13 protein-coding genes are annotated in these 16,396 nt (G+C 38.1%); 3 read left to right on the top strand and 10 right to left on the bottom strand.

Going from position 1 to position 16,396, the window contains the following annotated elements; genetic code table 11:
• Positions 1–4 precede the first annotated feature (4 nt).
• From B7C41_RS17860 to B7C41_RS17835, 5 genes are all read right to left on the bottom strand, one after another.
• Positions 5–1,798, bottom strand: a complete 1,794-nt coding sequence (locus tag B7C41_RS17860; protein ID WP_085300343.1) for a bifunctional diguanylate cyclase/phosphodiesterase — start codon at positions 1,796–1,798, stop codon at positions 5–7.
• A gap of 318 nt (positions 1,799–2,116) precedes the next feature.
• Positions 2,117–2,635, bottom strand: coding sequence for a Rab family GTPase (locus B7C41_RS17850; protein ID WP_085300341.1), 519 nt, complete (start codon positions 2,633–2,635; stop codon positions 2,117–2,119).
• Between the two features lie 74 nt (positions 2,636–2,709).
• Positions 2,710–4,494: an OmpA family protein gene (locus B7C41_RS17845; protein ID WP_085300340.1), complete on the bottom strand. Its 1,785-nt coding sequence runs from the start codon at positions 4,492–4,494 to the stop codon at positions 2,710–2,712.
• Positions 4,494–5,027 (bottom strand): hypothetical protein, encoded by a 534-nt coding sequence (locus tag B7C41_RS17840; RefSeq protein WP_085300339.1) that lies wholly within the window; start codon positions 5,025–5,027, stop codon positions 4,494–4,496. Before B7C41_RS17840 ends, B7C41_RS17845 begins: the two co-directional genes overlap by 1 nt.
• Before the next feature lie 230 nt (positions 5,028–5,257).
• Positions 5,258–6,136 carry a LysR family transcriptional regulator gene (locus B7C41_RS17835; protein WP_085300338.1) on the bottom strand — a complete coding sequence of 293 codons (879 nt, stop codon included), beginning with the start codon at positions 6,134–6,136 and terminating at the stop codon, positions 5,258–5,260.
• A 93-nt stretch (positions 6,137–6,229) separates the two neighbouring features.
• Here B7C41_RS17835 and B7C41_RS17830 point away from each other — a divergent pair, with 93 nt between their 5' ends.
• The 3 genes from B7C41_RS17830 (at position 6,230) to phrB (ending at position 8,699) form a co-directional block, all read left to right on the top strand.
• The gene (locus tag B7C41_RS17830; RefSeq protein ID WP_085300337.1) at positions 6,230–6,730 is read left to right on the top strand and encodes a lactoylglutathione lyase family protein; all 501 of its coding nucleotides are present in this window, start codon (positions 6,230–6,232) and stop codon (positions 6,728–6,730) included.
• A 100-nt stretch (positions 6,731–6,830) separates the two neighbouring features.
• Positions 6,831–7,100 carry a DUF6482 family protein gene (locus B7C41_RS17825; protein WP_085300336.1) on the top strand — a complete coding sequence of 90 codons (270 nt, stop codon included), beginning with the start codon at positions 6,831–6,833 and terminating at the stop codon, positions 7,098–7,100.
• Positions 7,101–7,307: 207 nt separating this feature from the next.
• Entirely contained in the window at positions 7,308–8,699 is a 1,392-nt protein-coding gene (phrB, locus tag B7C41_RS17820) for a deoxyribodipyrimidine photo-lyase (RefSeq protein WP_085300335.1), read from the top strand.
• 76 nt (positions 8,700–8,775) lie between these two features.
• On the opposite strand, the gene B7C41_RS17815 is transcribed toward phrB, so the two are convergent.
• The 5 genes from B7C41_RS17815 to B7C41_RS17795 form a co-directional block, all read right to left on the bottom strand.
• Positions 8,776–9,642 carry an alpha/beta hydrolase family protein gene (locus B7C41_RS17815; RefSeq protein WP_085300334.1) on the bottom strand — a complete coding sequence of 289 codons (867 nt, stop codon included), beginning with the start codon at positions 9,640–9,642 and terminating at the stop codon, positions 8,776–8,778.
• Positions 9,643–9,867: 225 nt separating this feature from the next.
• A complete protein-coding gene (locus B7C41_RS17810; protein WP_158089159.1) occupies positions 9,868–14,157 on the bottom strand; it encodes a cobaltochelatase subunit CobN in 4,290 nt (1,429 codons plus the stop codon).
• Between the two features lie 27 nt (positions 14,158–14,184).
• Positions 14,185–14,490: a DUF2149 domain-containing protein gene (locus B7C41_RS17805; protein WP_085300332.1), complete on the bottom strand. Its 306-nt coding sequence runs from the start codon at positions 14,488–14,490 to the stop codon at positions 14,185–14,187.
• On the bottom strand, positions 14,477–15,106 hold the full coding sequence (locus B7C41_RS17800) for a MotA/TolQ/ExbB proton channel family protein (protein WP_085300331.1): 630 nt from the start codon (positions 15,104–15,106) through the stop codon (positions 14,477–14,479). Before B7C41_RS17800 ends, B7C41_RS17805 begins: the two co-directional genes overlap by 14 nt.
• 119 nt (positions 15,107–15,225) lie before the next feature.
• Positions 15,226–16,392 (bottom strand): HmuY family protein, encoded by a 1,167-nt coding sequence (locus tag B7C41_RS17795; RefSeq protein ID WP_085300330.1) that lies wholly within the window; start codon positions 16,390–16,392, stop codon positions 15,226–15,228.
• Between the last annotated feature and the right edge of the window lie 4 nt (positions 16,393–16,396).

The raw sequence follows: 16,396 nt of genomic DNA, 5'->3' as shown, positions 1-16,396 counted from the left end.
TTAGTTACCACTGCTCTTTAAGTATATCTAAGAAATACTCTAATTGTACTGGACGACTAAAAAGGTAACCTTGCACTGAGTTACATGAGTTTTTTATTAAAAACTTTAATTGTTCTTCTGTTTCCACGCCTTCAGAAATAACTGATAGTTTAAGGTTATGTGCCATAGCAATAACGGCGCGAACAATGGCTTTGTCATTTTCATCGGCAACTATGTCTTTAATAAAAGAACGATCAATTTTTAAAAAATCTAGCGGTAATTTTTTCAGATAAGCTAATGAACTGTACCCGGTGCCAAAATCATCGACTGATACTGTTATACCAATGGCTCTTGCATTATTTAATAATCTTTTTGCTATTGAGTAATCATCAACTAATACTCCTTCAGTGACTTCCAACTCTAATGATGATGGCTCAACCTGAGAGGTTTTAATACAGCTATGCAAGTAGGAAAATAAGTTTTCATCAATAACTTGCGAAGGAGATAGGTTAATCGAAATGATAACATTGTGACCTTTGGCGTTAATTTCCTTAATCATCTGGCAAGCACGTTTTATTACCCATTCACCTATGGTAATAATTAGGCCACTTTTTTCAGCTATAGGGATAAATTTGTCAGGGCTAATCAAACCTTTAGTCGGATGATTCCAGCGAATTAAGGCTTCTGCTTTACTAATGGAGTGGCTTTCTAAATCCACAATCGGCTGTAAAAATAATTCAAATTCTTCTTGGTTGATTGCTTGTCTTAATTCTTGCTCAACTTTAATTAAATGATGTGAGGCGTCTTTAATCTCTTGAGAATAAAACAGCAAAGAATTTTTCTTATTTTCTTTACCACTGTAGGCACTTAAATCGACGAATTTCATCAATTCTTCAACGCTTGTGGCGTCATTAGGAAAATTTGCAGCGCCGATACTGACACTAATATGAAAGCTTTCTAATTTATTTGTTTGATAAGGCTTACTTATAGTCTCTAATATGCGTTCTATAGCACCTTTACATGCCTCTTGGTTGTCGATATTCGCCAGTATGATGGCAAACTCATCGCCTCCTACTCGGGCAATAAAGTCGGATTTTTTTATGACACTCTCAATTCGTCGACCAAAGTCGATCAGTAGTTTGTCGCCTTCTTGGTGACCATAAAATTCGTTGTGACGTCTAAACTCATTAATATCAACATATAGCAGATAAAATGGTGAGCCGGTGATAATTTGTTGATCTAAAGTTTGCCAAAAAGAAAAACGATTAGGTAATTCGGTTAGCATATCTTGTAAAGCTAGCTTTTCATTACGCTGCGCTAAGTGTTTTATAGTACTGATATCATTGGCAAAAACTAGCCAGCTTTCAGGTTCGTTGAGTTTGTTTTTTACCGGGTGAAAGCCAATTTTAAGCCATTTCAATGTTGATGGTGGTGATATCCAGCATAATTCACCGTCCCAATTGGATTTGGTTGATATGATACGATCATATTCAGGTAATTGATTTTTCATCAATTTCGTAATGATATTTATCGGTCTAACCGCAGTGGTGTTATTGGATGAGTTATGTTCAAAAAGGGTTAACGCGGCAGTATTTTCAATAATTGTTGAAAAATTAGCATCGACCACTATGACGCCGAAATCTGCGTTTTCGATGACTTTAGTTAAAGCAAATACAAGATTACTTTGTTCTGGTGGTTGACTTAAAATAGAGCGTAACCGTGTTTGTAAATATTCATTTTGTAAAAATAAACGATCGTTAGATAATAGTATCTCTCGAGCTAACTGCTTAGTTTTTTGTTGAAATTGGTAATCTGCCAATTGATTAGTGATCAGTAATATATTGTGCTGTTCTTGTCTTATGGCGATAGCTTCTAGGTGAAGCGCGCTATGATTTTTAATTTCCTCGGTCCATAACCCAGAGCGAAGCTTAGCATTTTTATGATCGCGCCATACTAGTCTGGCATCAATAAGAAAATCGAATAAAAACGGTGTATCTTCACTAATAGTAAAGATTTGTTGATGATCAGAGTCTGGAAAAAGGGCTTTGGCCCACGCTCCCCCCCCTGAACTAACTTAACTTTTCCGTCGTCAATATCGATAACTTCTAATACAATTTGTTCTAATGCGTTTAAAACACTATTCAGCAGTGATGTCATTCTTCTTATCCTTTAACAATAATGCCGCCAATGCTAAGAACATATCGTCCACATGCTCACCAGTTTTCGCGCTTGTGGTAAATTGCAGATCGAAAAGTTTTTGATACGCATCTTGTTCTATTGCTGATAAGTGCCAAGTAGAAGGTAAATCACTTTTATTGATTGCCAGAACTGCCGGACAAGAGGTCACTTGTTTTGCTAAGGTGTGAATGTCTAAACCTTCAATCAGTGATGAGGCTCGTGTTTGATCAACAACGATAATATAGCCAGCAGCGCCGCGTAAGTACCTTTCTTCAAAAACGTTATAGCGATCACTTCCTTCGATATCCCACAACATGAAATTGATTTCTTCGTCATCTACCACTAGTGATTTTTTATCAACTTTAACACCTATTGTTGTGAGGTATTTTTCACTAAAAATACCTTCGACAAATTGTTTAACTAAGCTAGTTTTTCCGACACTCGACGCACCTAATAGACAAATTTTCTTTTGAATCATAGCGCCACCTCCATTTTGGCTAAGTTACCTTTTCTGAACAAAGCACTATTTACGTTGCTAACTTGCCAGTATATTTAGGGAATTAACTGACTATCTTTAATGTGTGCTTCATTTATATATACCACATTAAATATCACTTTTCTTGCGGTATTTTTGACCGCATTGATATCAATTTGACCAAGCCCAATAACATGTACTTGTTCTGCATCTAGGCCTTTTTTTATTAACTCTTTCTCTGTGTTTTTTGCTCTGTTTAGGCTTAAAGCCTTATTGGTGGCAATATTACCGGTATTGTCGCTGCAGCCAATAATTAATAGACCAATATTGATACTAAGCTCTTTTGCCAATACGCTCAATTGAGCCATATACTGCTCAATTTGATCTAATGAAATTTGCATTTTTGCTGTTATTTCTTCACTTTCTACCGCAAAGTCGAGTTGAGTAGAGGAAATTCTACCAACTAAGTCATCAAAAATTTGCTGCTTTACTTGCCTGCTTGACACTATTTTATGGGTTGAGGCTAGTTGTAATTGTTCAATGTTTAAGTTGCGCTCTTTGGTAAAACCAGCAATAGCTAAAGCGCTCAAAAGTTGCTGATAATCACTAAAATCTAATTTTCCCGATAGGGATAAGGAGCTGTTTTTCCAACTTAAACTGAGTTGTGGAAATTTATTTACAATTTTCTCGGCGCGGTAAAACAGTATTTTTGAATCAAGAGAGTGGTAGTTTTGCTCTACAATCGTGAACTTTTCAACGGCTAAGTTATTATCTTTTAGCCATTGTGTAAGTATTACTGCATTAGGATCTCGTAAAATATCAAGGTAAATATCGTCAAGATTATTGATGGTTAGCTGCCGGATAACAACGCCGGGCTCGTGGTCCAATTGCATAATTTTTTTATGTAGCTGCTGATTTTTTACCCAAGAGACTACTTGGTAGCCTAAGCTGGTAGCTATTATGAATAGTAGTGTGAGGGCCAGCCAAGGTTTTTTCTTTTTCTTTTCTTCAGTTTTTTGCTCAGACAGTAAACAGTCTCGCAGTAAGTTTTCTGCATCGGCAAAGGGGAGGTTGTCACCATCGAACTGATTGAGTTCATTAAAATAGAGTTGATGAATGTTTTCTAAAGTAAGCTGCAGTTGGTTACTAATTTTTTGTGGTGGATTTCCTATCACAGCAGCAACGACTAAAGCACTAGGACCCGGCTTTATCAGTAAGTTGAAACTGTCAGTACTAACGGTCTGTAATTGCTCTTTTTGACCTTCTTCACCAGTTAAAAAAGAGTCACCAACGAAGCTATTAATTGCTGAAAGCATCGAAGAGACCATATCTGCGTCACTTTTTTCTTCATTACCTATGTCTACCGCATTTAAGAGTAAGCCTGTTTCTCGATGAATAAGAAAAACATGTTCAACGCGATAAGCAAAAGTTTGTGATGCGGCATATTGAGCGAAGCTAACACCAGTTTGCCAAGCTCTTAATCGCCACTTTAAGCCTTTTAATGTCAGGCTATTTTCTAATAATTGATTAGTTTTTTCCATGAAGTCACTGAGAAATGCGGCCACTGACTTTCGCACTAAACTACCAACAAGCGGGTACAATGAACTTACTAGCCGCTCACTATTGTGTGCAACTGAATGTTTAACCGAATCTTCTATAAGCGGCTGTAACACTTTATTAACGGAACTGTCTTGTTTTTGTCTGTCATGTAGTGCTTCGGTGACAACATCAGTTACTAGCGTACGAGCTTCTTTTTTAACACTCTCAGTAACTAAAGCGTTATTTTTACCGAGTATTAGTGTTCTAATTTGTTCTATATGCTGTTCAGACTCAACTTGTTCTTCTGTATTGTCTTCGAGCATTATAGCTGGTCATCTTCTAAATTAGTTGCCATGGTAGATAGTAATTTAGCCAGTGTTTTTCTATCTGTTTTAGAAGAACTAAGTTCTTTCGATACACCTTCAAGATGTGACTTTAATTGCTCTATTTGTTCATTAAAACTTTTACTAAGGCCATCGCTCTCATTATTAAGAGACTGTTCAATACTTTTGAAGTCTTGCTGTGTAGATGCTGCAAACATTTCATGCTCGGAAGCTAAACTTGCTAAATCTTTCTGAATAACAGATTCGTTATCTTCATGAGTTTTATCTGATAGGCTGAGGCGCTGCTCAAGTTCAGTGAAGCGCTGTTCAGTCACTTGCTGAAAACTAGCTAAATTTGCGTTAAAACTCTCTTTTTGAGTATTGAGTGCTTTTTGCATTTCAGCATGTGTTGATGATATTTTTTCTTTCAACTGTTGCTCAGCATTGCCAAAAACAATTTTTCTAAGCTGCTGCAATTCATCTATCGGAGGAGAGGCTTTCGATTCGTCCTTTCTTACATTATTATTTGGCATTACTTACATTCCACTATGAGTCGATTTTTCTTTTAATTTCAGTATAACGAGGAATATAGATATTGCCTGTTTTATGTGCGTTTAATTGTTATATATCAATATATTGTTAATACAGCTTTGTGATGGTTTGATTTGTTTTAAGCCAATTTTTAGACTGATAACCCCTATTTTTATAGTACACTTGTTAAATCGTGCAGCGAGTATATCGTGCTTGCCACTAAAGCTAATATTCAACTAGCACCTAAAAAATCGATGATTATGCTCTTAAGCTGCTTATTCCTAGTACTTTCAAAGGCATTTTTATTCTGACAAAGATATATGCCTTCACTGACGGGGTTTGCCAATGGTTGAATACGAATTAATTTTTGTTGATGAAAAGCATTGGCTGCATGTAAGGGCAAGACAGTAAAACCAATATTTCGGCTAACCGGCTCAAGAATTAGGCTGATTTGATTAGAAAAACCTTTATGCGTAAATTGGTCTATATGTTCAAATTCTTTGAAGTTCTCACTCAGTAATAAGTTTGCATGATGCTCAACATCGGGGTGCAGGATAAAACCTAATTTTGTTAATACTTGCCAATTTATTTTTGTAACTTTGTTGCTAGTCACTAACACCAAGGGCTCTAAAGCAATACATTGACTGGTTAATTTGTTTGTTTTTGAAGTTTCCGTCATTAGGCCAATATCGATTTTACGATCAATTAAAGCCGTTTTAATGCTGCTATTCGGCGCAAAGGTGTAGTCTAGTGATAATTCTGGATGCTTTTGTTGAATACCTAACAGGTGTGGGTAGAGCTTTAAGCCGACACTGCCTGGAGATGAAATTCGGATATTACCAACATAGGCTTCATCTTGTTTTATCGAAATGGCAAGGTCATCGCTAGCTTGTAAAAGCTGTTTACCGCTTTGATACAAGTGCAAACCAGCGTCTGTTAAAGTAAATGACTTTCCCTCTCTAAGCAAAAGTGCAATGTCTAACTGCTGTTCGAGTTTCTTTATATGCTGGCTAACGCCAGACTGGGTCATATATAAGACATTTGCAGTTTTAGTAAAATGGCCTAGCTCAGCCAAGGTACAGTAGGTTTTTAACCAAAGTAGATTTATCATAATAAAATGTACTTATAAGTATAATTAATGATAATTTTTTATACTTTAACATCTGCTCTATACTTTTCCCATAAACTTTAAGGAGGTAAGAGCATGAGCAAAGCATATCCGAGAACTTTCTCACATATTGGTATTTCAGTGCCGAATGTAGAAGCAGCCGTTAAATTTTATACAGAAGTATTGGGCTGGTACTTGATTATGGATCCGACTGAGATCATCGAAGACGATAGTGCTATCGGTGCAATGTGCACTGATGTATTTGGTGCAAATTGGGAAAAATTCAAGATTGCCCATATGTCGACAGGTGACCGTATTGGTGTCGAATTATTCGAATTTAAAAATCAACAAAACCCAGAAAATAACTTTGAGTATTGGAAGACCGGTGTTTTTCACTTCTGCGTACAAGATCCAAACTTAGAAGAGTTAGTAGAAAAAATTGTTGCGGCTGGCGGTAAAAAACGTATGGTCGAACCACGCTATTACTACCCTGGAGAAAAACCATTTCGTATGATTTATATGGAAGATCCGTTTGGTAATATTTTAGAAATCTATAGTCATAGTTATGAATTAACTTATGCGGCAGGGGCATACTAAATAAGTAAGTGTTAGTGATTTAGCATTGAAATAAATAATCACATTGAACTTTATTGTTAGCTATCTCGTATTTATTGGAAATCAATATCGGAGAATTGTTATGCATTCAAATTCAACATCTTGTTTACTGCCTGTGATCATTGGTGTTTCAGATTCAAGTCACTATTTAGTTGGAATGATCGACTCGAGAGATAACCTTGGCGGCTTAGATCAAAATACAAAGGCAGCAATGTTTAAATCGCTAGTCGATGCTAAAGCCTATTTACGCCGACATAATATTTTTTCAGCATTACTTGAGTTTCAAAGTGCTTATGATGAAATGTGTGGTCAGTCTACTAGTGATTGTTATCGCGAATTTGCCTCTTTTTAATGCCATAAAACAATAGAATTGCTTCGAATGATTAACTGGAGGTATTTGATATCACTATTACTAAGAATATCGGGGTAGTGCCGAAGATGTTATTGGACAAGCTTATGGACAACATGTGGTTTTTGCTTTTCAATGGCAGTACTACTTACTGGTTCTAAGTAGTTTTAACTTTATGTTAGCCTCTTTATTAAATACTAAGGAAAGTCATTGTTACTTTGGTTTCGCAACGATATTAGAATAAACGACAATCCCGCCTTACATTACTTTCTTGAGCAACATAGTAGCTCAGAGTTTGGTAAGGCCATTTTTTTTGTCAGTGAAAAACAATGGCAAAGTCATGATTGGTCATCGATAAAAATTGATTTAATTAAACGTCATGTTAATACACTAGCACAGCAATTATTGTCGTTAAATATTGTTTTACAAGTAGAATATTGTGATGACTTTTCAAAGCAAATTGAATTTTTAAAGCATTACTGTCACCAGCATAATATTAGTGAAATAGTTGCTAATAAGGAACTAGAAGTAAATGAGAACTTGCGCGACAAAGCTTGCGTGGAACATGGCATTGCTCTGCGCTTATTTGAAAGTGATGTTATTGCTGAAAAAGGTAAGGTGCTGAACAAAAACGGTGAGATGTATAAAGTATTTACGCCATTTAAACGTGCCTGGCTTTCTTATGTAAAACAAGTTGGTTTTAGCTATTTAGGTAAACCGGTAATATCAAAATCAAAATCAAGCCAAGTATCAAGTGAACTTATAAAACCTATTATTTGTTCTGGTGAATCGAATGCTTGGCCACTAGCTGACAAAGTAGAGCAGCAAGTCATTCCAACGTTCTTTCAAGATAAAGTGCAGTATTATGGACAAGAACGTGATTTTCCTGCCATTAAAGCAACGTCGGGTCTCTCGCCATATTTAGCTATTGGCACCATTAGCCCACGGTATCTTTTAACCTTGATGATACAGCGTTTCCCCGATATTTTACTTGCCGCTGACAGTGAAGAATTTGTCTGGGTAAATGAAATAATTTGGCGTGAGTTTTATCGTCATTTGGTGTTTCATCAAGAAAAATTATCAAAACATCAATCTTTTAATGAGAAATACAGTGCTACCGTGTGGCCCAATAACTCCGAGCACTTCCGAGCCTGGTGCGAAGGCCGAACTGGTTATCCGTTAGTCGATGCTGCAATGGCACAATTAAACCAAACGGGTTGGATGCACAATCGACTGCGTATGGTCGCCGCAAGTTTCTTAACCAAGCACTTATTAATTGATTGGCGTTTGGGGGAAAAATATTTTATGCAACAGCTTATTGATGGCGATTTAGCAGCTAATAACGGAGGGTGGCAATGGGCGGCGAGTACTGGCTGTGATGCTCAACCTTACTTTCGCGTTTTTAATCCTATTAGACAAAGTGAAAGGTTTGATTCTGATGGTGAATTTATTCGAAAGTATTTACCCGAGTTGGCGGATGTACCAAGTAAACACATCCATTTTCCACATGCTTACCTTGCAAAAGAAAATTTAGCCATTTATTGGCCGGCAATAGTCGAACATAAATCTGCTCGAATAGCCGCCATTGAGTTTTATCGATAACTACTGCTAGTTTGATAACAGATTAATGCGGAAAATAAATAATGAATATTTACCGAACATAACCTTAATCGATGGTCTACTGGTGGATGTTTAACCAATCAATAGCGTGTTGCCATAGTACTTTTGATTTTCGACTAAAGAACTTCATATGACCAATCTCAGTTAAGTCGTATTCTTGAGCTGATAATGTCAATATTTTTGCATCAAGTTTAGTAAATACTGACAGCATATCGCTGACGTTTTCATTATTGGCAATATCATCATCAGGAGCATTGACCCATAGAGAGGGAGCAGTGATATCATCATATAAGTGATTGTGTATGGTTTTACCAAAAGCCGTTTTGACATAACCTTGTCCGTTACACCAAGTTTGCCATTCTTTGGCAACTTTTTTAGGGAGAGGTTCGCCCATACCAAACCATTGAGACTTTGTATGACCAAATAAGGCATTACTCAATGGGATAAAAGCGTTCATAAAAAAGTGTGCTTTAAGTTTATGCATAGATTTCATGTTGCTCAGTTGTCCAGAAGAACAAGCAACATTAAAAATTGAGCTGAAGTCCATAGCATTATGCATTAAACCAATGAGTTGCCCACCAGCACTATGGCCAATTAAGTGGTATTGTGTCTTTGGAAATACTGCCTTTAGGTGTTCAAAAGCCGCAGGCATGTCTTTTTCCCCCCAGCATTGTAGTGATGCCTCACTGTCACTAACCTTACCGTTTAATGATTCCCCTATACCACGATTATCAAAGGTAACAACACCATAACCGGCTTCAGCAAGGTAACTGGCAAAATTTGCATAAAATTGCCTTTTAATACCTGTTGCAGGGCCGAGTAAAATAGCGCCTTTTACCTGACCTTTAGGCTTAAATACTGTAGCTGTAATCGTTTTACCGTCAACGCAATGTATTTGATCATTATGGAAATTATAGTTTTGCATTAGCAGTAATCTAGTAGTAAATTTTATTTAGCATAACCATGGTCAGACCAGACTGCAAGACATCGTTTATGATTAAGAAAGTATTCATATTCAGAGAACACGAAAGGTAATGCTTGATATTCAGAAATTGAAACTATACTTATAAAAAGGCACCATCGATTGAAATGATGGTGCTCATATATGCCCAAGCTATTTAAGCGCTATCACAAGTATAAATCATATCGACTAGGCAGCCTTATTTGTTATGACCTGATTTTTTGGTGCGATTAAATATATTTCTTGATGCTTTGTTTTAGCTGCACGAGTTTGCCAAACTGCGCCGCAGGCTATTAAGAATAAAATACCGAACAAGCTATAGTAAATAAAGTCGTTAGGCTTCATTGTTTGTTGCACTTGTTTTTCCAGTTTTTGTCCTTCAATTTGTTGCTCTGCATTTTCTGATTTCTGCTCAGCCAATTGTTGATTGTTCATGGCTTTTTGAGCGTCAGCACTTGCTGCCATTGCTTCCATTGTTTTGGTTACTAGTGGCGCTAAACCATAACCTTCGGCAAGTTCATTAACATGAGCTTTTACGGCGTCATTTAAAATAACTAAGTCGTTGTTATTAACGACGTCAATATACTGCTCAACCAATTGTTTTAAACGTTCAGGGTCAGCTTGCCAATAGTCTTTACGCTCAGCTTCTAACATTCGCTCCATCATACGAGCAAACGCTGCTGGGTTGATATCTTTAAACCATTCATCAAGTGCTAGGTTTAATTTATCATTAACGTAAATATCTAAATATTCATCCCATTGGTCGTTGCGAATTAAGTTAGGGTCAACCACTTGCCAGCCAAAGAAATTGTCCATTTTCGATGCTAAAGAAACCGCGCCTGAATAACCTTCTTTTTGCAGTTCTTTAATCCAACGAGGATGGAACATACGAGTACGTAGTTCTTTAGCGAGAAATAGCCCGGCATCTTCTGCTTTAGCATTTTTAGCGTCACGCAAATTTGCCACTACCATGTCAGGGCTTTTACCGTCGATATTTCTCACCGCTAAGCTGAGTGAGCCAAAGTATTCAAAGGGATCATCTGTGCTTAACATGCCAAATAAGTTTGAAGAGCGAGCAAACATCGCAATGTCAGTGCCTGATAATTGCTTGGTATATAGCTGAATATCTTTACCCTCAGTATTTTCGCCTTTTTCACCCCAACGGCTATTGTCGGCGCCGAAGAAGTAGCCCATTTTACCTAAGTAGTTATCAGATATTTTCTTGTCAGTTTCCCACGTATCGCTGGCCCACGCGGCATCATCAACGCCAGTGCCATAGTCACCAGATTGATTTGAAAATATGCGAATCGTTGACAAATATTCTGCTTCCTTTTCGTCAACACCTTCGGCGAGTAAATTGGCTTTTACTTTTTGGCTGTTTTGCCAAACTGAATTGTTGTCTTCCTTTAAGGCGGCAACTTGGTTAACCGCTTTTGCTAACATTTGCATGACATTAGGAAATGCGTCGCGGTATAAACCGGTTGCAGAAAGCACAACGTCGATACGAGGGCGTTTTAATTCACTGTAAGGAATAACTTCAGTGCCAATAACTCGACCGCTTTTACTCCATTTAGGTTTAACACCCATGGCATACAACACTTGTGATTCCAGCACGCCGTAATGGCGCATGGTTTCAATCGACCATAACGAGAAGGCCATTTTATCCGGGTAGGCTTGGTGCTTTTCGTAATAATTGGCAATCATCTGCTCAACTAACTCTTTACCTTGTTCGAATGCTGCTTGCGTAGGAACTCGGGAAGGATTAAAACCAAATAAGTTATAGCCTGTTGCGAGTGATTCTGGGTGACGTATTGGGTCGCCGCCAGACTTTACCGGGATATATTTAGCATTAAGAAAATCAACCATAGCATCAAGTTCGTGGATGCTCGCCATACTTTGGTAAAGTTTTTTACCTCGTTCAATATCAGCTTGTAGTGGCTCAGAAAGCTCAGTTAAAGGCACTGGTTGCTGCGTTGAAGGCTCATCAGTAGCAATGATGTAGTTCTTAACGGTTAAGTAACCTGATAATCGTGTAATGTCATTTTCGTTTTGATCTTCATTTACAGGGCTAAGCGCTTGCTCTGACTTCTTGTCAGTACTGTTTTTATCACGACTTGCAGGGTCTTCAGAATGATAAGTATGGCTATGCGAAACGCCTTGATCTTCGTCATCATCATGATGCTCGCCAACTAAACTATCAGCGTAATTCTCATGCTCAAATTCACTTGCACGTTGGGTAAAATCGTTACCTAGCATTTGTACTAAGGTTGAAATAGTTAACGGTTGCTCAGGAATATAGCCATAGGTATGTAAGCCTAACGGTTGGTTCGCTGTTGCTAAGTCTTCTAAGTGAATATGCAAAGCATCGATAAATTCGTCAAATGCAGTAGTTATTTGTGCTTGTTCCCAGCCTAAGTCTTTACAAATATTGGTATCGAAACATAGTTTAGTTAATTGGCTAGCTGTTTTTTGCTTTACGCCACCTTGATCAAGCTGTTTATATTGATGCATTAACTCATGTAAATTACGTATTTCACCCTCTAAACCTGCAGCAGCAAAGGGTGGTGTCATATGTGAGATAACTGTCGCTCGGCCACGGCGTTTGGTTTGCATGGCTTCACCAACATCATCAACAATAAACGGATAAACCACTGGCGTATCCCAAACCGCTAAATTGCCTTGGTCATAAATAGATAAACCTCGTTCTTTTCCACCTAGGTATTCTTGTGAGCCATGGGTACCCAAATGCACAATGGCGTCTGATTGCCAATATTCACGGGCATAAAAATAGGCTGCAAGATAGAAGTGATTAATTGGCACTAGGCCCTGATGATAAATCATATTCTCGTCATTCTTACTATCAGAGCGAGGAGGTTGACGCATAACTAGCATATTGCCATTACGAATACGCGGCAAAATGAAATAGTGTTCACCGTCTTTCTCTACCGCCATAAAGTTGTCTTGTGGTTGTCCCCAATGGTCATTTATTTTTTGTGTTAATTCAGTGGGCAGGGCATTAAACCAAGCTAAATATTTATTAATGGGCATTAATTCAGCTAAGTCGTTATCTAATAGCTCTGTTAACTGGTAATCGCGGTAAAATGGGTCAAGTATTTTTTTTGCATTTTCTACAAAGTATTCAGCGTCACGTTCTGCGGTTTGATAACCTTCGTTGGCCAAACGTTGACTAATGGCTTCAATACTTTCGGGAATATTCATAAAAGACGCGCCCACGTCTTTATCACCCCAAACAAACATGGTTAATTTTTTATCCTGGTTTGCTTTATATTTTAAGTTAACGACGTTAATCGCTTTATTGACTAAGTGCTCTAGCTGATAATCGATAATTTCAACGTTTTGATCTGTCATATTCATGGCAGCGACGATCATAGGGTCGACCACGCCAGCGTTTTCAGGTAGTACTAAGGTGAAAGACATCATGTTGGCGCTCACACCTTGCATGTCTTTTTCCCATGTGGCTTTATCGCCCGAATAATAAGTCATGGCGTGCATTACAGGAACACCGAACTTTTCAAACTCTACTTTACGTTTATTGGCCCAGTGAATATTGCGGAAGCTGATAATCAAATCAACATCTGTTTTCATCGCTAAGTCTTGAGCATTTATGGCTTGGCTGTCTGTAGCTTGTTCAGTACTTGGAATTTGCAATAGTTGGGTGTAGTCACCGCTAATAGGGCTAAGCTCAAAAAAGAATGGCACCACGTAAGCACCTTTAGCTTCTAGCTGTTTAATTGTGGCATCGATTAATTGTGTTTGTTCAGACTCGATTAATGCTCGTTGCAACAATACCGCTATTTTAGCTTGCTGTGGTTTAACTGGACGTAATTTTTTATACGCGACCAAGTCATCAATGATCAAGTTTGGTAGTGTTGGGTGGTAAATACCTTGCTGTGGAAAAATAATTGGCGCGGGCACATTGGCAATTGTTGCTGAATTGTCATTTTTTGAGATAACTGTTGCGGCAATAAAGCTCAGCATATTGTCGAGATTACGACGGCCAGCATTCATCCAGTAATCTTGTAATGTACTTGTATCTTTACCGGTTAAACCTTTATTAAGGGCTTGATTTTTTAAGTAACTAAAGGCAACAACTGCAGTTTTTGCCTTTGCTATTTCACTTGCGTAGCTATCAAATGCAGCGCTGGCTTCTCGCACTGATACAGCATCAAGAATGACCAAATCATATTGGTTAAAAAGTGCCGTTAGATCGCCAACTTTATTGGCTGTTTTTAATAAAGACTTTGCTGATTTTTGCGAAATATTCCAAGTTTGATTGCTTCTTTCATCAGCGACTTTTTTTAATAAAGTAATTTTTGCGGTATTTGTATGGGCGGTACTGATAAATAGCACATTGTGGTTATTTGCGCTAACCATCTGCTTTTTACTAGTACTTATTGTTTCAGCAAAAACATTACCCATTAAGGTAAATATGCTGAATAACAATATGGAAATTTTCATTAAAGAGTTTTTCATTAGATATTATCGCTATTCTTTTACGTAAATCATGCTGCCGTCTGCCATTTCATATGCAGTGCCCGCTTTTTTGCCCGTACCTGAGCCCGTTTTTCCATCACTTTTAAAGCTTTCTATGGTATTGCCTTTTTTCACGATGATTTCCATATTATCTTTCCCCTCATTTTTAATGACGGTGACATCTTCAGCGAGGAAAGGGTTCAACGGATTTTGTGCAATAGCAATCAGTAGTGCTGCTACTAGGACCAAGAACACATCAACTAAATTGACAACGGATAATGCAGGGTTAATACCTTCGTCTTCATCAAGCAGCCTCATAATCTTTCTCCAAGGTTTGTATTGGCAAAGCCGATTCTGTCACTGTGGCACTTTCAGCCGTTTGTTGATTTTTAATAGCTTGATGGTTAAGTAACGGCATAATGGCGACAAGTTCTTCTACCATCCAACGCTTTTTGATTGATGCTATCCAAAAAGTAATGGAAGCGATGATTAAACCGAAGATCACGGCTGAAAATGCAACAATGAGATTTTCACTAATCCCTTGGATATTACCGTCGGCTAAACTTTTTAATGCAGGACCCATTGGGATCATGGTGGCTATTAAACCTAGCATTGGCGCAAGGCGACTGACGTTTCGCACACCTTCGAGTTCTTTTAAGGCTGCAACATCAAGTTGGTCTTGACTAATATTAGGTACTTCATTGGCAAGTGATGCCATTGGGTAGCCATTCAATTTTAATGCTTGATTACTGCCTAGTTCACTATTGAGCAATTGGAGAAATGACTTGTAATGTCGACGGCGTTGCATGGTTTGACTAAAAAACTGGCCAGTGGCAAACAGTGAGTAAATAAATAGCAGTGCAATAAGACATAGTACTGGTGCCATAAAAAAGTCAGACAGTTGGTACATGGTTTGTTCGATCTGAGCGATCATAATATTTCCTAAATGGTTTTCTTTAATGTGCTAATTCATTCGTTTAACATAGTGAATCAGAGACTCAAGACACTGTTATAGTTTGGTGTCTTGAGTTTGAACCTGTGCTGTTTGGTTAATTACTCGCTTTCACCCGCAAGTTCATTTACTTCATCCGATCTAAAACTAATGTTTCCTGAAACGCCATCAGCGTTGTAGTAACTAGTCATTTGTAGCTTATGAGTGTTCGTTGGTGTTTTAATTAAGTAAACGTCGAATTGTGACCATAATAAATGTCCGCCATTTACACCGTATTGATACCAAGGAGTACCATCAAATGCTTTTACTGAGTAACTGTTTCTTTGGAAGCCATAGTAGGCAACGGCAGTTGGGTCAATAGCATCGTAGTTATTATCGAAATCGTGCATGGCTTGAGCGTCATCAGCTATGTTAATTGTGAAATCAGCACCAGTTTTATCAGCCGCACAAGGAAAGTTAATATCCCAAGCATCAGCCATAGTAACTTCTTGGTTGATGTCAAAATCTACATAAACATGTGTCACGTCACCTGAACAAGTTAATGCTGCGTCAATAGTGAGCTCTTGCTCTGCGGAAAATGCTGCATCACTGCTACTTTGATAAGCCGTTTGAAAAGTAATTTGGCCTATACCTCGGCCAGCAGTGGTAATGCTGGTTGCTCTAAATTTAGTGAAAGCGTCATCAGAGTTGGCGATAAAATATTTAGTATCAGCAGCGGTAACAACATGAGTCGTTGAGTTGTAGTCATAAAAACCTTCAATGATGTTTGATGTGACATCAGCAACAAATTTAGTCTCATCAGTTGGAATATCACTAGTTTTTATTGCTAAGTAATCATCCAACTCAGTTTCCGCCGTTGCGGCAATAAAGCTCGCGGCAATTGCTTTACCGTCAGCATCAAAAAAATCACTGTTATTGCCAGTAGCATAAGCCTTTACGGTATTATCACTGTGTTGATTTAAGAAAATACCGCTGCGTTTAAAAGCGACATCCCAAACGGTATTTGTTGCCGCTTGTTCTGTTGTTAGTTCAATAACGGCTTTAGTCTCTAAGTCGTAATAAACAAATACAGGTTCGCTAACACTACCTGTGCTATGTGGACCACTAACAGCACCTTGTGCTGGAGTTGGTGCTGGTGTTGGTGTTGGTGTTGGCGCTGGTGTTGGCGCAGTCTCATTGCTTGAGCTACTGCCACCGCCACAGGCGGTTAATAATACGCATAGTGCCAAGCTGGTTAATTTAAATGGTGTCGTAAATTTAGTGTTCATTTTT

Origin of the sequence: Cognaticolwellia mytili (genome assembly GCF_002104475.1) — a bacterium.
GTDB classification, from domain to species: domain Bacteria; phylum Pseudomonadota; class Gammaproteobacteria; order Enterobacterales; family Alteromonadaceae; genus Cognaticolwellia; species Cognaticolwellia mytili.
Note: the sequence above shows the minus strand (reverse complement) of the source record. Positions and strands in the feature narration are given on the sequence as shown.